The 20414-nt window shown below is 64.5% G+C and carries 20 protein-coding genes and 2 pseudogenes; 8 read left to right on the top strand and 14 right to left on the bottom strand.

Translation table 11 applies throughout. The annotated features are described in order from the left end of the window. Nucleotides 1-59 precede the first annotated feature (59 nt). Nucleotides 60-2438, top strand: coding sequence for a phosphoenolpyruvate synthase (ppsA, locus tag AC2A1N_RS18135; protein ID WP_242892414.1), 2379 nt, complete (start codon nt 60-62; stop codon nt 2436-2438). A 145-nt stretch (nt 2439-2583) separates the two neighbouring features. After that, the gene (locus AC2A1N_RS18130) at nt 2584-3477 is read left to right on the top strand and encodes a mechanosensitive ion channel family protein (RefSeq protein ID WP_049435556.1); all 894 of its coding nucleotides are present in this window, start codon (nt 2584-2586) and stop codon (nt 3475-3477) included. 91 nt (nt 3478-3568) lie between these two features. Here the strand turns inward: AC2A1N_RS18130 and AC2A1N_RS18125 are convergent, their stop codons facing one another. The 5 genes from AC2A1N_RS18125 to AC2A1N_RS18105 all read right to left on the bottom strand — a co-directional run bounded on the left by AC2A1N_RS18125 (nt 3569) and on the right by AC2A1N_RS18105 (nt 7429). Beyond that, nucleotides 3569-4684 (bottom strand): alkene reductase, encoded by a 1116-nt coding sequence (locus AC2A1N_RS18125; protein ID WP_154351035.1) that lies wholly within the window; start codon nt 4682-4684, stop codon nt 3569-3571. A 139-nt stretch (nt 4685-4823) separates the two neighbouring features. Then, entirely contained in the window at nt 4824-5699 is an 876-nt protein-coding gene (locus AC2A1N_RS18120) for an EcsC family protein (RefSeq protein ID WP_242892417.1), read from the bottom strand. A gap of 123 nt (nt 5700-5822) precedes the next feature. Then, nucleotides 5823-6395: an oligoribonuclease gene (orn, locus tag AC2A1N_RS18115; RefSeq protein WP_242892420.1), complete on the bottom strand. Its 573-nt coding sequence runs from the start codon at nt 6393-6395 to the stop codon at nt 5823-5825. Between the two features lie 74 nt (nt 6396-6469). Then, nucleotides 6470-6994, bottom strand: coding sequence for a tRNA adenosine(34) deaminase TadA (tadA, locus tag AC2A1N_RS18110; protein WP_058981408.1), 525 nt, complete (start codon nt 6992-6994; stop codon nt 6470-6472). A gap of 75 nt (nt 6995-7069) precedes the next feature. Next, nucleotides 7070-7429 (bottom strand): winged helix-turn-helix transcriptional regulator, encoded by a 360-nt coding sequence (locus tag AC2A1N_RS18105; RefSeq protein ID WP_061479054.1) that lies wholly within the window; start codon nt 7427-7429, stop codon nt 7070-7072. Nucleotides 7430-7507: 78 nt separating this feature from the next. On the opposite strand from AC2A1N_RS18105, the gene AC2A1N_RS18100 reads away from it, so the two are divergent. Continuing rightward, nucleotides 7508-8275 carry an NAD(P)H-dependent oxidoreductase gene (locus tag AC2A1N_RS18100; RefSeq protein WP_154351036.1) on the top strand — a complete coding sequence of 256 codons (768 nt, stop codon included), beginning with the start codon at nt 7508-7510 and terminating at the stop codon, nt 8273-8275. 68 nt (nt 8276-8343) lie between these two features. After that, nucleotides 8344-8781 (top strand): acetyltransferase, encoded by a 438-nt coding sequence (locus AC2A1N_RS18095; protein WP_154351037.1) that lies wholly within the window; start codon nt 8344-8346, stop codon nt 8779-8781. A gap of 126 nt (nt 8782-8907) precedes the next feature. Here AC2A1N_RS18095 and AC2A1N_RS18090 read toward each other — a convergent pair whose 3' ends face one another. Beyond that, nucleotides 8908-9414, bottom strand: coding sequence for a GNAT family N-acetyltransferase (locus AC2A1N_RS18090; RefSeq protein WP_242892448.1), 507 nt, complete (start codon nt 9412-9414; stop codon nt 8908-8910). Between the two features lie 261 nt (nt 9415-9675). On the opposite strand from AC2A1N_RS18090, the gene AC2A1N_RS18085 reads away from it, so the two are divergent. Genes AC2A1N_RS18085 through AC2A1N_RS18075 form a run of 3 tightly spaced genes read left to right on the top strand, consistent with a single transcriptional unit; the run spans nt 9676 to nt 12354 of the window. Then, nucleotides 9676-10332 (top strand): hypothetical protein, encoded by a 657-nt coding sequence (locus AC2A1N_RS18085; protein WP_229298458.1) that lies wholly within the window; start codon nt 9676-9678, stop codon nt 10330-10332. A 43-nt stretch (nt 10333-10375) separates the two neighbouring features. Further along, nucleotides 10376-11029 (top strand): hypothetical protein, encoded by a 654-nt coding sequence (locus AC2A1N_RS18080; protein WP_242892422.1) that lies wholly within the window; start codon nt 10376-10378, stop codon nt 11027-11029. After that, complete coding sequence (locus AC2A1N_RS18075) at nt 11026-12354, top strand: XVIPCD domain-containing protein (RefSeq protein WP_242892435.1); 1329 nt, start codon at nt 11026-11028, stop codon at nt 12352-12354. Before AC2A1N_RS18080 ends, AC2A1N_RS18075 begins: the two co-directional genes overlap by 4 nt. Nucleotides 12355-12406: 52 nt before the next feature. On the opposite strand, the gene AC2A1N_RS18070 is transcribed toward AC2A1N_RS18075, so the two are convergent. The 4 genes from AC2A1N_RS18070 to AC2A1N_RS18055 form a co-directional block, all read right to left on the bottom strand. After that, complete coding sequence (locus AC2A1N_RS18070) at nt 12407-13252, bottom strand: hypothetical protein (RefSeq protein WP_242892438.1); 846 nt, start codon at nt 13250-13252, stop codon at nt 12407-12409. Between the two features lie 391 nt (nt 13253-13643). Next, entirely contained in the window at nt 13644-14651 is a 1008-nt protein-coding gene (locus AC2A1N_RS18065) for an XVIPCD domain-containing protein (RefSeq protein ID WP_005417198.1), read from the bottom strand. 57 nt (nt 14652-14708) lie between these two features. Then, entirely contained in the window at nt 14709-15245 is a 537-nt protein-coding gene (locus AC2A1N_RS18060; protein WP_032954278.1) for a hypothetical protein, read from the bottom strand. Between the two features lie 490 nt (nt 15246-15735). Continuing rightward, nucleotides 15736-16482, bottom strand: a complete 747-nt coding sequence (locus tag AC2A1N_RS18055; RefSeq protein WP_242892442.1) for a hypothetical protein — start codon at nt 16480-16482, stop codon at nt 15736-15738. Nucleotides 16483-16958: 476 nt separating this feature from the next. On the opposite strand from AC2A1N_RS18055, the pseudogene AC2A1N_RS18050 reads away from it, so the two are divergent. Further along, nucleotides 16959-17616, top strand: a pseudogene (locus AC2A1N_RS18050) (transposase); the annotation flags it as partial. Here the strand turns inward: AC2A1N_RS18050 and AC2A1N_RS18045 are convergent. From AC2A1N_RS18045 to AC2A1N_RS18030, 4 genes and pseudogenes are all read right to left on the bottom strand, one after another. Next, nucleotides 17593-18090 (bottom strand): DUF4189 domain-containing protein, encoded by a 498-nt coding sequence (locus AC2A1N_RS18045; RefSeq protein ID WP_164262764.1) that lies wholly within the window; start codon nt 18088-18090, stop codon nt 17593-17595. The pseudogene AC2A1N_RS18050 and the gene AC2A1N_RS18045 sit on opposite strands and share 24 nt — an antisense overlap. 77 nt (nt 18091-18167) lie before the next feature. Beyond that, nucleotides 18168-19001: a type IV secretion system protein gene (locus AC2A1N_RS18040; protein WP_484373063.1), complete on the bottom strand. Its 834-nt coding sequence runs from the start codon at nt 18999-19001 to the stop codon at nt 18168-18170. Nucleotides 19002-19376: 375 nt separating this feature from the next. Continuing rightward, complete coding sequence (locus AC2A1N_RS18035) at nt 19377-19883, bottom strand: DUF4189 domain-containing protein (protein ID WP_099542783.1); 507 nt, start codon at nt 19881-19883, stop codon at nt 19377-19379. 70 nt (nt 19884-19953) lie between these two features. Next, nucleotides 19954-20414, bottom strand: a pseudogene (locus tag AC2A1N_RS18030) (TrbL/VirB6 family protein); the annotation flags it as partial.

Here is a 20414-nt window from a genome sequence, read left to right as displayed (position 1 = left end):
CTTCCTACGGACGCGGCCACTCAGCCCGCCTCGGGCGATGGCCAAACGGAGCATCGCGCTTGAACGAGAACATCCTGTGGTTGCACGAACTGCGTCTGGCCGATCTGGCCCGCGTAGGCGGCAAGAATTCGTCCCTGGGCGAGATGATCGGCAACCTGGCCGGTCTGGGCGTTTCGGTGCCGGGCGGTTATGCCACCACCGCTGAAGCCTTCAAGGACTTCATCGCGCACAACGATCTGTCCAAGCGCATCTTCGACAGGCTGGCCACGCTGGACGTCGAGGACGTCAACGCGCTGACCGCCGCCGGCAAGGAAATCCGCGGCTGGGTAATCGACGCCCCGCTGCAGCCGCAGCTGGACCAGGACATCCGCACCGCCTACGCCAAGCTGAGCGCCGAGAATGGCGGCGGTGACGTGGCCGTGGCCGTGCGTTCGTCGGCCACCGCCGAGGATCTGCCGGATGCCTCCTTCGCCGGCCAGCAGGAAACCTTCCTCAACGTGACCGGTGCCGACGACGTCGTGCACAAGGTCAAGGAAGTGTTCGCCTCGCTGTACAACGACCGCGCCATCGCCTACCGCGTGCACCACGGCTTCAAGCATGAGGACGTGTTCCTGTCCGCCGGCGTGCAGCTGATGGTGCGTTCGGGCGTCGGCTCCTCCGGCGTGCTGTTCACCCTGGACACCGAGTCCGGCTTCCGCGACGTGGTGTTCGTCACCTCCTCGTTCGGCCTGGGCGAAATGGTCGTGCAGGGCGCGGTCAATCCGGACGAATACTACGTCTACAAGCCCACCCTGCAGGCCGGCAAGCCGGCGATCCTGCGCCGCTCGCTCGGCAGCAAGGCGATCCGCATGGTGTATTCGGATGTCCCCGGTGAGCGCGTCCGTATCGAAGACACCCCGGCCGAACTGCGCACCACCTTCTCGATCAGCGACGAGGACGTGCAGGAACTGGCCAAGCAGGCGCTGGTCATCGAAAAGCACTACGGCCGCCCGATGGACATCGAGTGGGCCAAGGACGGTGTCAGCGGCAAGCTGTTCATCGTGCAGGCGCGCCCGGAAACGGTGAAGTCGCGCAGCCACGCCACCCAGATCGAGCGCTTCGCGCTGACCGAGAAGGGCGCCAAGGTGCTGGCCGAGGGCCGCGCCGTCGGCGCCAAGATCGGTTCGGGCGTGGCCCGCGTGGTGAAGACGCTGGACGACATGAACCGCGTGCAGCCGGGCGACGTGCTGATCGCCGACATGACCGATCCCGATTGGGAACCGGTGATGAAGCGCGCCTCGGCCATCGTCACCAACCGCGGTGGCCGCACCTGCCACGCCGCGATCATCGCGCGCGAGCTGGGCGTGCCGGCCGTGGTTGGTTCGGGCAACGCGACCCAGGTCATCGAGGATGGCCAGCTGGTCACCGTCAGCTGCGCTGAAGGTGATACCGGCTTCATCTACGAAGGCAAGCTCGGCTTTGAGCGCACCACCACCGATCTTGGCAACATGCCGCCGGCGCCGCTGAAGATCATGATGAACGTGGCCAACCCGGAACGTGCCTTCGACTTCGGCCAGCTGCCGAACGCCGGCATCGGCCTGGCCCGCCTGGAAATGATCATCGCCAGCCACATCGGCATCCATCCGAATGCGCTGCTGGAATACGACCGCCAGGACGCCGCGACCAAGAAGAAGATCGACGAGAAGATCGCCGGCTATGGTGATCCGGTCAGCTTCTACGTCGACCGCCTGGCCGAAGGCATCGCCACCCTCACCGCCTCGGTCGCCCCGAACGCCGTGATCGTGCGCCTGTCGGACTTCAAGTCCAACGAGTACGCCAACCTGATCGGCGGCAGCAACTACGAGCCGCACGAAGAGAACCCGATGATCGGCTTCCGCGGCGCCAGCCGTTATGTCGACCCGAGCTTCTCGGCCGCCTTCGCGCTGGAGTGCAAGGCCGTGCTGCGTGTGCGCAACGAAATGGGCCTGGACAACCTGTGGGTCATGATTCCGTTCGTGCGCACCCTGGAAGAAGGCCGCAAGGTCATCGAGGTGCTGGAACAGAACGGCCTGAAGCAGGGCGAGAACGGCCTGAAGATCATCATGATGTGCGAAGTGCCGTCCAACGCTTTGCTCGCCGATGAGTTCCTAGAGATCTTCGACGGCTTCTCGATCGGCTCCAACGACCTGACCCAGCTCAGCCTGGGCCTGGACCGCGACTCGTCGATCGTCGCGCACCTGTTCGACGAACGGAACCCGGCAGTGAAGAAGCTGCTGTCGATGGCGATCAAGGCAGCACGTGCCAAGGGCAAGTACGTCGGCATCTGCGGCCAGGGCCCGTCCGATCACCCGGATCTGGCCGAATGGCTGATGCAGGAAGGCATCGAGTCGGTGTCGCTGAACCCGGATACCGTGGTTGATACCTGGCTGCGCCTGGCCAAGCTGAAGGCCAACGGCTGATGCCGTGATGGGCTGACGTCGCTTTCATCGACGTCCGCCCATACTGCTGCTGCACGCAAGCCCCGCCTCTGCGGGGCTTGCTGTTTCTGGCGTCCGCGCACGCCCAGCCCCACGCAGACATCGCTACGCAGCAAAGGACTTCCGCATGATCGCCGCCGCACCTCCCGCCCCCGCCGCAACGCCCTGGTTCCACTCGCTCAACTGGGAGCGCCTGCTGGAAACCTACGGTGTGCCGTTACTGGCTGCCATCGTGGTGCTGCTGGTGGGCCTGTGGGTGGCGCGTCGCCTGTCCAATGCGATGCCGCGCGCCACAGCGCGCATGGGCGTGGACCCGATGCTGGGCAGCTTCCTGCGCAACGTGGTGTACGCCGCGTCGCTGGTGATCGTGGTGGTGCTGGCCATCGGCACGCTGGGCGTGCAGATCACGCCGCTGCTGGCCGTGCTCGGCACCGCCGGCCTGGCCGTTGGCCTTGCCCTGAAGGATTCGCTGTCCAACATCGCCTCGGGCGTGATGCTGGTGACACTGCGGCCGTTCCGCGTCGGCGACGTGGTCACCGTTGCCGGACAGACAGGCACGGTGCGCGAAGTGCGCATTTTCCAGACCGTCATCACCGGTGCCGACAACCAGCACACCACCATTCCGAACACGCTGATCACCGCCGCACCGATCATCAACCTGACCGCCGAGCCGACCCGCCGCGTCGAACTGGTGATCGGCATCGGCTACGAGGACAACATCCAGCTGGCACGCGACACCGCGCTGGCGCTGATGAAGGCGGACCCGCGCGTGCTGCAGACGCCGGCACCGGACGTGGTGGTGTACGAGTTGGGTGCGCACGCGATCAACCTCGGCATCCGCTGCTACGTGAAGTCGGCCGACTGGTTCGGCACCAAGGTCACGCTGCTGGAGCAGCTCAAGCTGGGCTTCGACAAGGCCGGCATCAACATCCCGTACCCGCAGCAGGACATGCACCTGTACCTGCATGGAAAGGATGGCGGTGTGGTCGAGGCGGACGCGCTGGTGCGCGACAAGCCCTGATCCATGCCGGCAGTGCCGACCAACGGTCGGCACCCCCACCCATCGGCGATACGACATTGAAATGCCGGCCAGCGGCCGGCAGCCTTCAGGATCAGGCCGCGACGCTCTCTTCCAGCGTCGGGTAATCGGTGAAGCCGACCGCCCCGCCACCGAAAAATGTGGCGCGATCCGGCGGATTCAGTTCCGCACCCAGGCGCAGGCGCTCAGGCAGATCCGGGTTGGCGATGAACGGCCGGCCGAAGCCGATCAGGTCGGCCCAGCCTTCAGCCAGTGCCTGCTCGGCGCGTTCGGCGGTGTACTTGCCGGCATAGATCAGCGTACCCGGGTAGACCATGCGCAGCGCCTGCTTGAACGCCACCGGCATCAGCGGTGCGTCGTCCCAGTCGGCCTCGGCGATGTGCAGGTAACCGACGCCGAGCTCGCCCAGCAGATGCGCGGCGGCCAGATAGGTCGCCTGCGGCGTATCGTCCACCGCGCCCTGCAAGGTGGTCAGTGGCGCCAGGCGCACGCCGACGCGGTCACCACCGACCACCGCAACCACCGCCTGCACCACCTCGCGCAGGAACCGCAGGCGGTTCTGCAACGCGCCGCCATAGCCGTCGGTGCGCTGGTTGGCCTGCGAGTCGATGAACTGGTTGATCAGGTAGCCATTGGCACCGTGCAACTCCACGCCATCGAAGCCTGCGTCCAGCGCGTTGCGTGCCGCCTGGGCGTAGTCGGCGACGATCCCCGGAATCTCGCCTTCGCGCAGCGCGCGCGGCATCGAATGCTGGATCATTTCGCCTACCCCGGCTTCGGGGCCTGCCCCGGTCGGGTCGACGAACACCTTCACGCCTTCCGCCAACAACGCCGACGACGACACCGGCGCGGCGCCACCCGGCTGCAGCGCCACGTGCGAGACCCGGCCGACATGCCACAGCTGGGCGTAGATGCGACCGCCGGCAGCGTGCACGGCATCGGTCACCCGGCGCCAGCCCTTCACCTGGTCCGGGCTATGGATGCCCGGGGTCCAGGCATAGCCCTGGCCCTGAGGGCTGATCTGGGTGCCTTCGCTGACGATCAGGCCGGCGCTGGCGCGCTGCGCGTAATACGTGGCCATTTCGGCAGTGGGCACGTTGCCGGCCGACGAGCGCGAGCGGGTCATCGGCGGCATCACGATGCGGTTGGGCAGCGTCAGTGCGCCCAGATGATGAGGAGTGAACAACATGGCGGCGATCTCTTGCGGGAGGAGTGCCACCAAGAATGGGGATGGCCCCCGCCAGGCAACAGGCACGCACTGGCAAAACAGTTGTTCCCCCACGGCAAGGATCACCCGGTACGAGGGCTCATCCACGCATGGCGTGGATCTACTCCACCCTTGGCTCGATCCTTACCGCACCGTGTGCCACGCGGTCATAGCAGGTGCGCACCACATCTTCCCCGTACTTCAACTCCAGCCGGCGCACGATGAAGTGACCACGCGCCATGTCCTGGTAGTAGTCGGTGAACATGGTGTTCAGCGTTGCACCCGCGGCGGCACCAACGATCGGCACCGCCTGCGCGGCGAACTTCTCGGTAACGACCACGCCAAAGCGCGCCGCCACCTTCTCCACCATCTTCGCCAGCAGCTTGCCGGCTTCCTTCGGCGCCACGCCCAGAGTCAGGTCGCGGCCGGTCACCACCCGCCCGGCCAGCTCGGCCGACAGGTGGCGCATCACATCGGTGGTGAAACCTCGAGCCAGGTAATAGCCCGTCTCGCTGGCGTCATCACGCGGCGAGTTGCCGCCCAGCGCGAACACCTCCAGGCACGCCTGGCGGGTGCTGAACTCGGACAGGTCAAACCCCTCGCTGCGGGCGACGTCGGCCACCGCACGCATCATGATCGTGGTCGACACCGGCAACTCGATGAGCAAGGCGGCAAAGCCGAAGGCGCCGCCGACCGCACCGGAGGTGGCTGCCGCCAATTTGTGCCAGCGGGTCGACGCTCCCTTGCCGGGCGAGTTGTCCATGCTCCACAGGGCTGCCTGCACCGACTTGGACAGCGCCGCCTGCACCGCACCGTGGATGCGGTTGGAGACCGAGCTGGGCAGCGCCTTCACCGCGAATTCCAGCGGCGTGCCGACCAGGTTGGCCATGCGCGCGGTCAGGGTCGGCGCTTCGAGCAGAGCGACGGCCCGCTGCAGGTCGGACCAGTCGCGGGCGTCATGGGCGATGTCGCGGGGGAGCAGGATGGGCTCGTTCATGGCGCCGATCTTAGCGCCCGGAAGTTGAACGGTTCGTCGCGGGTCACGCCAGAAGGGGCGGATCCGGCGCCTTGCTGGCCAGCGGCCGGCACTACCCGTGGGCGTGTCACCCGGCGGCGTCGTTCAGGCAGCCGGCAACCCCGACAGCGCGCCCATGAACTGGCGGTAGTGACGCAGCTCGGCGATTGAATCGTGTACATCGCTCAGCGCGGTATGGTTGCTGTTCTTGCCGACGCCGGCGGCCACGCTCGGCGCCCAGCGCTTGGCCAGCTCCTTCACCGTGGACACGTCCAGGTTGCGGTAGTGGAAGTACTTCTCCAGGCGCGGCATCTGGCGGTGCAGGAAGCGGCGGTCCTGGCAGATCGAGTTGCCGCACATCGGCGAAAGGCCGGCCGGGATCCACTGCGCCAGGAAGTTCACCGTCTGCGCTTCGGCCTGGCCCAGGGTGATGGTGCTGTCCACCACGCGCTGCCACAGGCCCGAACGACGGTGCTGGTTGCGGTTCCACTCATCCATCGCTTCCAGCGTTTCCAGCGGATGGTGGATGGCGAATTCCGGCCCTTCGGCCAGCACGTTCAGCTGGGCATCGGTGACCACGGTGGCGATCTCGATGATCGAATCGTTGTCGGTATCCAACCCGGTCATTTCCAGGTCGATCCAGATCAGTCGCTCGTTGGCCGCGCCGTTGTCCGCCATGTGTCGCCTCGTTGCTGGGCAGGCGCGCGGCCTACCGGTGAAGGAAAGAGGCGCCCATCATACCCGTTCGCCCCTCAGCCCTCGCCGGCGTGGTCTTCCAGCAGCAGCGGCGGCTTGCCGCGCTTGGCGCGGAAATAATTGGTCAGGCGCATGCTGGCCTCCTTGGCCAGCACCCCACCGTGGATCTCTACCCGGTGGTTGTGGCGGGCATCGCCCAGCAGGTCGAACACGCTGCCGCAGGCGCCGGTCTTGGGGTCGCTGGCGCCGTAGACCAGGCGGGCAACGCGTGCATGCACGATCGCCATCGCACACATCGCGCAGGGTTCGAGGGTCACGTACAGGGTGCTGCCGAGCAGCCGATGATTGGCCAGCCGCGTGCCGCCGGCGCGCATGGCCACGATCTCGGCATGCGCACTGGGGTCGTGCGAGGCGATGTTGAGGTTCCAGCCCTCGCCCAGCAGCTGGCCATCGGCGCCCACCAGTACCGCACCAACGGGGATCTCGTCGTACTCGCGCTGCGCACGCTCGGCCAGCGCCAGCGCATGGCGCATCCAGTGTTCATCGGCGTCGTGCACCGGTACACCCAGGGCGTCGGTCATGGCGGTTCTCGCGTGTGTGCAGGGCCAGGATGGCCGCCGGGGCCGCATTGTACGCCCGCGGCCGTGCAGGCGGCGCTAGCGTGCGTCGAAGCGCTCGCGGGCGGCGTCCAGTGCCGGGAAGTTGTGCTCGGCCCAACGGTCCAGAGCGGACAGCGTGTCAACCAGGCCACGCGCGACTTCGGTCAGCCGGTACTCCACATGCAGTGGCTTTTTGCCCAGCTCACACCGCTCGACCAGGCCATTGCGCTCCAGCTGCCGCAGGGTCTGGGTCAACACCTTCTGCGAGATGCCTTCGATCTTCCGCAGCAGCGCGCCATTGCGCAGCGGCCCCTGCGCCAGTGCCGGCAACAGCAGCATCACCCACTTGCCGGAGATCAGCGCCAGCGCATCACGTGCCGAACAATCGGCGGCATAGACATCGCCCGGACAGGCCATGGTTACCTCAAGGTGCGTAATTGCCGGGGCACTCCGGCATCGCGAGGATGGTCGCACACTCCACCAACACCTCGCCCCATGCGCGCCCTGATCCTGCTTGCCCATCCCGAACCCCGCTCGTTCAACGCCTACCTGGCCGCGCAGGCCGCCGAACAGCTGCGGCGTGACGGTGTGCAGGTGGAGGCAATCGATCTGTATGCGGAAGGCTTCGATCCATTGGAAGCCGCATACCATCATCCTCAGCGCCTGCAGCGCGAACGCTTCGATGCCCAGCGCGAACAACGCCACAGCGCCGAGCATGATTTTCTGCCCACCGACGTGCGCCGCCACCTCAAGCTGCTGCAGGCCACTGACATGCTGATCCTGCAGTTCCCGCTGTGGTGGTTCGCGGCACCGGCCATCCTCAAGGGCTGGCTGGACCGCGTGCTGGTCTACGGGCCGATGTACAACAGCCGCCAGCGCCACGAGCACGGCGTGATGCGCGGCAAGCGCGCGTTGCTGAGCGTCACCACCGGCTCATCGGCACGGGCCTGCGCCGTCGACGGCCGCGAGGGTGATACCCGGTTGTTGCTGTGGCCGTTGATGTACAGCCTGCGCTACGTCGGCCTCGACGTGATGGAACCGCATGTAGTGCACGGCGTGCGTTCCGGGCTGGCACCGGAGCGCGTGCAGGCGCACGACGAGGCGCTCACCATGGCTGCAAGCAACTACCGGCAACGACTTGCTCAGTGGACGCAGTGGCCGATCGTGCCTTTCAATGACAGCGAGGACTTCGAGGACGGCGTGGTGCTGCGCGCGGAGGCCACAGCCTACAGCCCCTTCATCCGCCATCGCCACACCGGATGAATCCGCTTCTGCAGGCGCGGCCGGAAAACTTCATACTGCGCATTCCAGTCAAGCACCTTGGTGAACCCATGACCACCCTGCGCCCCTCGCGCGCCGACGACGGCACCGCCCTCGTCGACCTCTGGCGTCGCGCCGTCGACGCCACACACGACTTCCTCAGTACCGATGACCGCCAGGCCATCGAGGCCGAAGTCGCCGGTTTCCTGCCGCAGGCGCCGATGACCGTTGCCGTCGATGCGCAGGATCGGCCCGTAGGCTTCATGCTGATCGACGGCGCGCACATGGAAGCGCTGTTCATCGATCCCGACGTGCGCGGTACCGGTATCGGCCGGCACCTGCTGCAGCACGCGCTGGCCCTGCATCCGCAGCTGAGTACCGACGTCAACGAACAGAACGCGCAGGCCGTTGGCTTCTACCTGCGCATGGGCTTCGTCGAAACCGGCCGCTCACTGCTCGATTCGCAGGGCCGTCCTTATCCCCTGATTCATCTCCGGTACAACGGCTGACATCCCTCGGCAGCAGCCACGTGCTGGCGTGACGCCGTCAGTTCACTTGAACACATCGGCGGCTACCGCATTCCCAAGCCGCAACCCGAGCCCACCGTCTGGCGTGCGCCCTGACCTCCCGCGCTCTCAGGCGGTGGCTTCAAAGGCCGTGGAGTAGCTCACCTCGCCCTGCGCCATCGGCGGACGCAGGCACAGCGCCTGGAAGTACTCCGGCGGAACACCGGGTAGTACCAGGCCCGGCTCCATGCGGAATCCGAACCGCTCGTAATACGCCGGCTCCCCCAGCAATACACAGCCGTGCGCGTGCTGCCCACGCAATGCGTCGAGCGCCGCGTGCATCAGCGCCGCGCCAATGCCCTGCCCCTGCCATCCGGGCAGCACCGAGATGGGCCCCAGGCCAAACCAGCCCGTACTGCCATCGCTGACCGTCACCGGCGACAGGGCGATGTGGCCGACCACCTGCCCTTGCCGCTCGGCGACCAGCGAAATACTCAGCTCACCGCGTGCACGCAGCGCGTCGACGATGAACTGCTCGGTGTGGCTGCTGTGCGGGGATTCGCGGAAGGCCGCTGCGGTGAGTGCGTGGATGACCGCGTGGTCTTCGCGGGTTTCGGGGCGGATCGTGCAGTTCAAGAAGAACGCCTCTGGTGAAGTGATGGACATGTGAATGATCGATTTCCGTCACGGATTCAGCTACGAACCTGCGTCCGGCAGCAGAGCCAGCGCGACGATGGGATGCCCTGTGCGGCAAGCGATCTGCCGGCGCGGCGCGCCCTGGGCACGTCAAAAATCCGTCTCGAGGGGTGGCACAGGGCTCCCGGCACGTTCCATAATCGAGAAACCTGCCACCCAGGAAGGATATATGGACATGGACGCACGATGCAGGATCGGGCCATGGGTGTAGCACACCGCGCGCACAGGGGACGACCGCTGTTGGCGTTGCTCACCCTCCTCCCGCTGGCGGCGTGCTCGCCGTACGCCGATGCCGAGCGTGACGTCGCCGCGGGTGGACGCGGCCTGGCCAAGCTCAACCCGGCGCCGAAGCAGGCCTATGAGCTGGTGCTGACGTTGAAGGACGCGCCGGGCCCGTTCGCGATTGTTGAGGGCGTGGCCCAGTATGACGCCAGCAACTACGCAGATTGTGGGCGGATCTTACCCGCGACAGGCACTGCGGGCCGCATCACCAGCCAAGAGCCCGTCACGCTGCGCAAGATCGGCGAGAACGAATATCGCGGCACGTTCTACCTCGACCGTATGCAGGACGAGGACTACTACGGGCGTGGCGTCTGCCATTGGTCGCTGACGGGTGTTGGTGCAATGTTGCGCGCCACGAATGACAAGGCGGATACGCGATTCCTGACGTTCGTCGACAACAAACGCATGGAGAACGACTCCCCTCTGACGCTTTATTACCCGAACCTTATCTATCCGCGCGCCGACAATGTCGCCAACTTTGGCGCCAGTGGCGAGGAAGATCCGTCGGGGTACAGCGAAGATTTGCGCGACGCGCTGTTCTCAACCACCACCACTGTGCAGAAGCTCGCGCCATGAACTGCCAGTGTCACATTTACCTCTACCACCAAGGAGGCCGACATTGCGCCACAAGATGATTCCGTGCCTTGCTCTGCTTCTGTTGACCGCCTGCCACCCGGAGACCGCCATGAACCAGGAACGTGCCGCTGCTGAAGCCGATGTCGCCCAGGGTGGGCGCGGGCTCGCAAAGCTCAACCCCAGCCCGCGCAAGGCCTATGAACTGGTGTTGCGCCTGAAGGATGCCCCGGGCGACTTCGCGGTGGTCGAAGGTGTCGCGCAGTACGACGTCACCAACGAAGACCAGTGCGGCCACATCGAGCCGGCCACAGGCACGGCTGCACGCATCACCAGCCAGGAACCAGTGGAGCTGCGCAAGGTCGCTGATGGCGAATACCGCGGCACCGTATACATCGATCGCATGCTGGACGAGGACTACTACGGTCGCGGTGTCTGCAAGTGGGAGTTCACCGGTGCCGGCGCGATGCTGAAAGCGACGGGTGCCGAAGGCGAGACGCGCTTCCTTTCATTCATTGAAGCAGCGCCCTTCGTCAAAGGCGAGACCGAAACTCGCCACTATCCTCGTTCGGACTATCCGCGCGTGAACGAGATTCCTGACTACGGCGCAAGCGGCCAGGAAGACCCCACCAAGTTCCGCCCTGAACTGCAGAATGCGCTGTTCTCGGCTTCACTTGAAGCCAATGAGGTCCGCCAATGAGCCTCAGCAGCCAAGACTACGCGGGCATTTCCGACGACGTGTACAAGGACCGTGCGGTCGGTCGACGCGCTCCCGGCAAAGAAGAGCTCGTAGCGATCAACGGGCATGAGTACAAGATCCTCGAGCACGTCGACAATCGACTGAACGGTTATCAGGGAACGATCTACCAGCGAGTCGATACCAACGAGATTGTCGTCGCACATCGCGGCACCGAACAGATCGCCCGCGATGCGATCCTGACCGATGGTGGCATGGTTGTCGCCCGCACCAACGTCCAGGCACCGGATGCCATCGCGCTGACCCAACGCGCCCTCGCCTACGCCAAGAAGGAGGGGCAGGATCTCGGACAGCGCCCCCCCGAAGTCACCGTCACCGGCCACTCTCTCGGCGGCGCCCTGGCCCAGATCACCTCGCACCACTTCAACGTCAAGGGCGAGACCTTCAACGCCTATGGCGCGGTCAGCCTCAGCTACCGCATCCCGGAAGGCGGCAACACCATGATCAACCACGTCATGGCCTCCGATCCGGTCAGCTCGGCCTCGCCGCACTTCGGCCAGGTGCGCATCTATGCCAGGCCGGATGAGATCAAGACACTCGCCGCAAACGGCTTCAGCAATCACCCGATGCGCGCCCTGATCCCGGACAGCCCGCTCGTCGCAGCAGGCAGCTCGTTCGGCGCGCACAAGCTGGGCAACTTCCTCGGTGACGGCTCGGTGCTGCAACACCCGGAAACGCAGAAGCTGGCAAAAGACAACGCCAAGATGATCGAGGAGTACCGCGACGACGTCGAATCACTGCGTCGTGGTGTCACCCGCGCGGCACGCGGCATTCCGGGCGGCGCCGTCGATCTGTACGACCATATCCGCGGCCCGCTGCAGCCCGGTGAGCCGGCACGTCGCGAAGCGGAGAAGAACGGCCATCACACCAGCATGCTGCGCATGGACGATGCCAACCATCTTGGCAATCCCTTGTTCAACGATGCGATCCGCGGCGTGCACGCGCAGGACGTGCGCGTCGGACGCGTGCCAGACGTGATGAGCACGCAACTGGCAGGCAGCCTGGCCGCCGAAATGCACGCAGCAGGCGGCAAGCGCATCGACGAAGTGGTCATGAATGCTGATGCCTCGCGCAGCTTCGCCGTGCAGGGCCAGGGCGGCGACCCGGCCCACCTTCGCGTGTCGGTGGATACGGCAGTGGCGATGAACACCCCGCTGGAACAGAGCAGCCAGCGCATCGACCAGCAGGCCGCCGACCAGCGCGTTGCGCTGGAGCGCGACCAGCAGCTGGAACAGCAGCGGAACCAGACCCGCAGCCTGCAGGCCTGATGCAGCGCGGGAGCCGGTCAGCCCGGCTCCCGCATCACTTCGAGACTCCGGCTCAGGGGCTGGACGCTGCCATTGGCACGGATGCTGCGGCCGTCACGAACAGATCGGGCCCGGAATCCGGGAATCCGCCACAGGCGCGATCGCCGGGTGCCACCGGGTCACAGGGCCACTGCGCGCGCGCGACCTTCTCGCGCAGCTCGAAGCGATCACCGGTCCAGACCACAAACGCGATGTGCTCACGGTTCCAGTCACTGTAGGCGCGCGGACCACCCTTCTGCGCCGACTCCGGGTATTGCACGAACCAACGCATGGCCGGGCCGTACTGCAGCTTGCTGTGGTCCAGGCTGATCCGGCCCTCACGCGACAGCTGGCGCGCACGATCGGCCTCCGTGACCGGGGGCATCGTCGGCATGGCATCGGCGGTCACATCCCGCGGCGCCGCATCGCCGCGGACCTGGTACAGACGCTGGGCCACATAAGCCTCGCGGCAATCACCTGCGGGTACGCGGACCGGCTCCGCGCCGTACTCATCCCGGTTGGCAACCTGGTCGCTGCAGGTGAACGGCGCCGACACCAGATAGAACGTGCTGTCGGCGTCGCGCCCTTCCAGCGAACGCACCCAGATGTCGCCCATCCGCACGATGAAGTCCGGGCGCTGGCCGTAGCCCGGCACAGCCTTGAACCAGGCCTTCTGCCGCACCTCACGCTCGCGCCAGCTGCGCGGCAGGTGGATGTCCTGCACGGGCAGCGCGACCAGCAACGCGGCCAGATGCGCCGGCATGGTGCCCTGGCAGGCGCCAATCAGCAGGTCGCCCTGGGTCGCCAGTCGCCCGGCCAGATCCACCGGGCAGCGAGCACCGAGCGCCCGCTCGGTCGCCTGCTCGGGCGGCAACGGCACGATGGCCAATGCGGGCGGAGCGGGGGCTACCGCGGGAACGGTTGGCTCGACGGCGGCAGGCGGTGCAGCCACAGGCGCCGGCGCCGCGGGCGCGGCAACGGGCGCCGCCTCTGCAGGCGCCTCAACGGTAGCCTCGGCAGCGGGGGGCGTCTCCACCACAGGTGCCGCTGCCTCCTGAGCCTGTGCCGCGCCCGCGACAAGTCCAAGTGACAACAGCCAGAGCGGCGGCAGGCAGCGCACGGATGCAGTGCAGCGGGCAGCGGCGTGCCGGGTATTCGAGGGAACGATTCGCATGTGGTGTCCTTACGAGTGGGTTTCCATGTCGGCGCCACAGGGCGCCACGCGTCGTACGTAAAGCGCCTGCGGGCACTCTGCCCGCCGGCATCAGGTGCTACAGGGATCGAGAGCGCTGCTCCTGCTCGCGGGCGAGCGCGGCCGCGGGGTCCTGCTGGGCGACACTGGCGGCCAACTGCTGGCTGCTCTGCGCCAGCGGCTGCTGCGCCGCCTGTTCGCGCTCGACCGAAGCGCGCAGCATGGCCGGGTCACCCAGCGCGCCCTGCACGGCAAACAACGTGCGGCCGTCGTTGCCAGCCAGGAGATGATCGATGCGCGACATCCCCGCCTTCTGCGCGCTCAGCGCCAGTGCGCCGGCAGCATTGTCCAGTTCCTGCACGCTGCGCAGACCGCTTTGTGGTCCCATCTGCTGCAGATGGTGGCGGGCGCCCTGGAACAGGGCATGCCCCGGCGCGCCAGGCTGCGACATGTCGCGCACGGTGGCCTGCTGGGCCGGCGCCCCGACTTCGCCCCGCTCCAGCCGCGCCATCACATCAGGCGTCAGCTTCTGCTGCCACACCTCGAATCGCTGCTGGCGGGCCTCGATGCCGTTCAGGCCACCATTGATCGCGCGCGTCGCTTCGCGCACGTCCTCGCGCGCCGCTTCCGGCACCCGCGTCTGCCACTGCCACACGGCAATGCGGCCTGCGTGCTCGGGCTGCGCGGCCAGTTCCGGGTGATTCACCAGGTCCAGATCCAGCGCCTTGCCGGCACGCTCGTAATTCTCCTTGCCGACCAGAGGCAGATAGCCACGGCCGTGATACTTCAGCGCATCGCCAGGCGCGTCATTGCCCATACGCCCGCCATACATCAGTTCGGCCAGGTTCTCCGGCCGCCCACGCAGCGCCTCCTGGCGCGCGCTCTCAAGCGCACCATTGCCATTGCGCCACGCCGCTTCCACCGGGATCTGCGAGATACCCCGGGTGAAGTTGAAACTTTCATTGAGCCGGCTTAGGCCACGGGACTCGTGCCCGGCCTGCGCCATGAAGTTGGCCAGTTCCCGGGACGAGGTCATGCCGGCCTCCGTGGCCTGCCGCAACAGCTGCGACTCCCTATCCTGCGACACGGTGAAACTCCTGCTCGATCATCGTTGGATACTCCCGCCTCCTCACCGGCATGGCACTCAGGGCAAGCTGACGTCGGCGACGACGGACGGATCGAAATCCTCGAACCGCACCCGGCCAAGTTCGGCGGCCGAGAAGTCACGCGTATGGGTGGCTTCGGTCTCGGTGTCGACCACCCTGCGCTGCACGCCATGCACCCAGCACGCCTGCTCGGCAGGTGCATACCGGAACGTGTAGACGCTGCTCCAGCGTTCGCGACTGCCGCCGTTGGTGATCACACTGAACGCACCATCCTCGATGGTCACGTACGCGAAGGGATCGCCGGCAATGCCTCCCCGGGTGGAACACGGCACCAGCTTGTCGTTGCGCGCCGCCAACTGCCATCGACCCGTGGCGTCGCCCAGCAGCAGCAACAGCACCCGGTTGGGACCGTGCTCGCCGGGCAGCAAGCCCTCCGGAGGAGGTTGGTCGATCACCAGCAGCTGGTCCTGGAAACCATTGCCGGTCAGATCACCGCGCACGGCTTCCAGCAGGTTCGCGCCGGACGGAACGAACGCCAGGGCATTGTCCATGTGTACGCCACTCCCCTTCTCCATCCCCTGCAACTCCTTCAATCCCGTCTTGCCAGTTCCCGAGCGGAGGCCGGAAACGGGGCGATGCCTCGCACGTGTCCTGCGGCCGCCATGGCGGATGATAGCCCCGAGCCCACGGCAACCGCGATGGTGGCAAGCGTCACCCGCATCGCGGGGGGACACAGTCCTCATGGACGGAAAAGCTCCTGCGTTCGATGGCACCGGCGCGCCGGGATTTTGACGCGCACGCAGCTTACTTCGAGGAGGCAGCGCTCGTCGAAGGGGGCTCGGGATGAAAAGCGCACTTGATCACATAAAAAGCGCGGTTAACGTGAATGGTGGCTTATCCGACAATCAGACACGCGGTGGATGGCACCGCAGGTATGGCTCGCATTCCCACATACGGTCTGGTCCGGCCGGGGCGATGTTGCACGGAAGGTCTGCGTCGCCTATGCGGATGGGTACTGGATCCTGCACGCGCCTTGGATCCGCGCGTCGTAGCCAGCAATCACAATCAGCGCAACTGCTGCGCGCATGTAGCCCCCTGTGTGGCGTAGTCACGGACGTAGCCGTCCATCGTCAGCACCGTGATATCGCATCGATGGTTGACGTCACTGACGACATGCCCATAAGCATTCAATCCCTGCATACGCTCGCCACGATGCAGGTACAAGGTGCGCGAACCATCGGCCCCAATCTCCACACGATCCGGTGGGCCCCACGTCCGCACGAATTCCTGCTCTGTCTTGCCGATCCACAGCTCCATGAGATTGTTGCGACCCACCCGGTTCGCTGCGCGACGCGACTCATCCAGAGCTCTGCTGGTTTCATTCTGGCCGCGCGCCACAGTCGCTTCCAGGCTACGCACAGTACGATCCATTTCAGCGTCGGTCGGCCGATAGGTGAATGCTGGGCGCTTGCCGTCCTTCCACAGGCTGCCCCAGATGAAATCCACAGGCGATCGCCCGACGTCACCGATGGAAAGGAAGCCACGCTTCATCATTTCCGCCGGCACCTTGGCCTTGGGATCAGGCCCCACGAGACAGGCAAAACGCACCAGTTGCACCTGCCAAGGAGCAATCGCCTCGATTCGCGGTTCGAACTTATCCGGAGGGTCGTTCTCCATTGGCCGATCGCGCCACTGGATCAGACTCGTCCTGATGGCCACGGTGTTCCGTGAGCAGTTCACCCAGTACTTTCTGACCAATCGATTCGGTTTGGTCGCGTTCTCGTAGACGGTATCGACCTGGATCTCGTACACGGCTCCGGCCCAGCAACGGGCTCACCGGGCTTTGGCCGCTTCCTGCGGCGCAATTGCTTCAGGTACGCGTTCTGCTCTGCCGGCATGGCACGCTGAAGAAAACCGCCCAGATCCGAGCGGTCGGCGAGCGTTTGCGCATCGACCACCCATGCCTCGCGGTTCGGCGTTTCGCCACCGGTGAAGATGACCCAGCTATCAGTAGCTTGTGCCAGCGAAGCGAACAGCAGTCCGCCAATCAGCAAGGCAACACGGCCTGGATTCTGCATGATTCGTTCCTTCGAATGGCGCGAAGACTCACGGTAGCGCGGATGGCGCCCTATGGCACGGCCAGGCGCGTCGCCTCGCGGGACGCCCCCCCTTTGGCGCAGAGTCGGCACCTTAAGCGTGAACGAAAGTGACCCACCCCCAGAAAACTGGTGCAGGCTAAAGTAGAGACGTCGGCAGCATTGGGCCCCGTGACAAACGAGGATTCAGGCATGAAGAAGTCGCGTTTCACCGAGGAGCAGATTGCCTACGCGCTGAAGCTGGCGGAGCTGGGAACGGCAGCTGGCGAGATCTGCAGGAAAATGGGTATTGCCGAGGCAACCTTCAACGTATGGCGAAATAAGTACGGTGGACTTGGCCATTCGGAATTGAAACGTTTAAGGCTGCTGGAAGAGGAAAACCGAAAGCTCAAGCAATTGGTTGCTGATCTCAGCCTGGACAAAGCCATGTTGCAGGAGGTGGTCACAAAAAAGTTCTGAGGCCTGCCCAGCGACGCACCCGGGTCGGCGGGTCCATCGTATTTGCAAGGAGGAAGGCCATTCTTTAAGGCATTGCCTGCCTCGGCGCAGTAGAAGTGCACGCCAGCGTCAGCCGATAAAGGTAGCCGTTGCTCCCAATGCACTTTGGGGAATGGACTTCGTCAGCGACGCACTGTTTGACGGTCGCCGTTTCCGGATGCTGACCGTGGTTGATTACTTCACGCGTGAGTGTCTTGCCATCGTCGTGGACCAGTCGCTACGCGGGGAGCATGTGGCGGAGGCAATGACAAGGTTGGCAGCCCAGCGAGGATCGCCGGGCGCAGTCAATGTGGACAACGGCAGCGAGCAGGACAAGTTCACAGTTGAGTCAGAACTTCTCAAACAAGGGCTCACTGCAGTCGGTGTACTTAACCACGCAAGCCCTCCCCCCGTTATCTAAACAACTCTTCATCGCTGCCTTTGTAGCGACATCTTTAGAAGGCCCTCCAGCCATTGATATCCTCCCACCAGACCCAGATTCAGGAGCCACGAGAGCAGCACACTGATTCTTGTAGGTGAGCCCAACAGCGCAGTCCACCGCCCCATACGATGCGCATCGCGACTGCGCCTCAGCTATTGCTTCCGCCTTGGCACGCTTTCCGACAGAAGCGCCCACGTCACCCGTTGTAATCGAACGAGAGATGGCCCCCCAGGTCTTTATCCAACGCCCGGTCGCTCGAGGGCTCGGAACCTCCCCCCCACCAGTTCCACCAGGGATCGGAGCGCAGCCGCCTACTCCTTGGCCGCCAATCGGGTACTGTCCGGGCGGACAACGACCCTCCGCATATGCACTTACAGAGAACGCGAGCAACAGAACTAACAGCATCACTTTCTCAATTTTCATAAGCTCTATTCAACGACCAAGACAATTCGGTGAAACGGCCATCATGGAGGACGGCGGACCTAACGATTTGCTCCCCGAAGACCCGTCTCCTGTGCTCCCAACGTCGAACTCTGCGGCAACGTCATGCGTGATACTCCAGCGGTCGCGTCCTGGGTGTTGGTGGACACATTAGCGTTGTTGGATGGCTTATCCGGCGTGTAGTAACTACCCGGCGGCTGTCCGCTCGGCCCCGGCGCCTGCGCCACCGGGCTACCGCCTATCTGCGAATATGCCATGAAGCTACCCAACGTGCCCTGGAAGAACATGGCCGCCATTGGGGGCGCAGTCAGAATCAAGGTAGTCAGGATCAATCCCATGCCGCCCTGCTGCATCGCCTGACTGGTCATACCGTCACTGGATGCGCCCATGAGCGGGAACTTGTTCACAAGCGCCGTCATCCAGAACGAGGCCGACACGCGGATCACCATGTCCAGCGCGATCGAGACCATCGCCGCCAGTACCGCCATGGAGAACATGATTCCAATACCGTAGAACAGCCATCGCTGGAACAGCTGCTTGGTCTGGTCGAACAGAAGGCACAGAATGAACAGTGGTCCCAAGCCGATGAACAGGGCCATGGCGACCTCATACAGCAGCAGCATTGAACCTGCCGTCACCGCAGGGCCACCCGTGCCCAGGCCGATGAACCACATCGCGCGGGTCTTGTCAGCCTGCAGCTCGGGATCATTGAGAATCTTGATCCCATCGATGCTGGACAACGCCACCTGCATCCAGGCAAGGCTCTTGTCGATCTGCGCCTCGGGCTTTTCGTCCTTGCCGGTCACAACGTACGTGATCAGCCCCTTCACGTCTTCCGTCAGAAATTCATGGAGGTCGCGACCGAACATGCCCATGCTCGTCGCCACAACAGTCGAGAACAGGCCGGCCTACGTCTCTTGAATCACCGGGGCTATCATTGATGAGCCGATATCACATCAGCACTTCCCACGAACTGAGCCCAAGCTTACCAATTCAATTCGCGCTCAGCGTATACGCGCGCCATCAAAAACACACGCATAGGATTGCACGCGGAGTAGCCGTACAGCCTGACGAAGTTGGAGGCTATTCGCGACATCATGTTGAGGAGCCCAACTGAATTAAGCCACCTCAAATAAACGGACGTCACTTAAATCTAGCAGCAAAGCGCACCGCCCGTCAGCTCCAGACTCCACCTGCCAAGTAGGAATACTTGCAAGCCAGCCTCAAAATTCGCTCACGCTGAAATTCCACTAGTACTCCTGAAAAATCGGATCAGAGCATGCGGAATAAAATACTTTACACCCTGCGCTTCCCCGCTTTGTGCATTCATCCATTGCAAGCTTCGTGGCGAGAGCCTCCGTCTCGGCCCGCCACGTCACCGCTCCTCCTCTTTCGATACTCGAAGGGGTAACCATTGCAGCGCATTGGTTTTTGTAGGACATCGTCACTCGGCAATCACTAGCGCCTCCGCGGGCACACTGCGAAATAGCTTCTTTCTCTGCAGCGCCTTTCGAACTCTGACCCGTTGATGCACCGGCATCACCGCTCGGAGCAGTGGCAATAGCTCCCCAAGTTTTCAACCAGCGGCCTGTTGGCCGAGGCGCCGCCGTTGCATTCGCCCCACTGTCCCCGCCCGGAATCGGTGCACACCCCCCCACGCCCTGCCCACCAATGGGATATTGTCCGGGTGGGCAACGACCTTCTGCGCTAGCGGAGGGAGCATCCACCAAGAAGAGGATCAACAGCAAAGACAGCATCGAGGCGTACGCTGCTACCAGTTGCTTCGCCCTGAATTTATTCGCTGCACGCATCACAATCACCCTGGCTCTATCTCGGTTTATTGCCAATCCCCATCCTGCCTGGATCATGCTCAGGCGTGGAGTTAGAAGGACCGGTGAACATCTTTGTTGGAGCACCAACTTCATTAGCGCCTTCACTTCCCTTGCTCGTCGAAGGCTTATCCGGCGTGTAGTAACTACCCGGCGGCTGCCCATTCGGGCCCGGTGCCTGCGCCACCGGGCTACCGCCTATCTGCGAATATGCCATGAAGCTGCCCAAGGTGCCCTGGAAGAACATGGCCGCCATTGGGGGCGCAGTCAGAATCAAGGTAGTCAGGATCAATCCCATGCCGCCCTGCTGCATCGCCTGACTGGTCATACCGTCACTGGATGCGCCCATGAGCGGGAACTTGTTCACAAGCGCCGTCATCCAGAACGAGGCCGACACGCGGATCACCATGTCCAGCGCGATCGAGACCATCGCCGCCAGCACCGCCATGGAGAACATGG

It is taken from the genome of Stenotrophomonas maltophilia group sp. SKK55, from assembly GCF_057179845.1.
The sequence above is the reverse complement of the archived record's forward strand: the minus strand, read 5'-3'. Positions and strand labels throughout refer to the sequence as shown.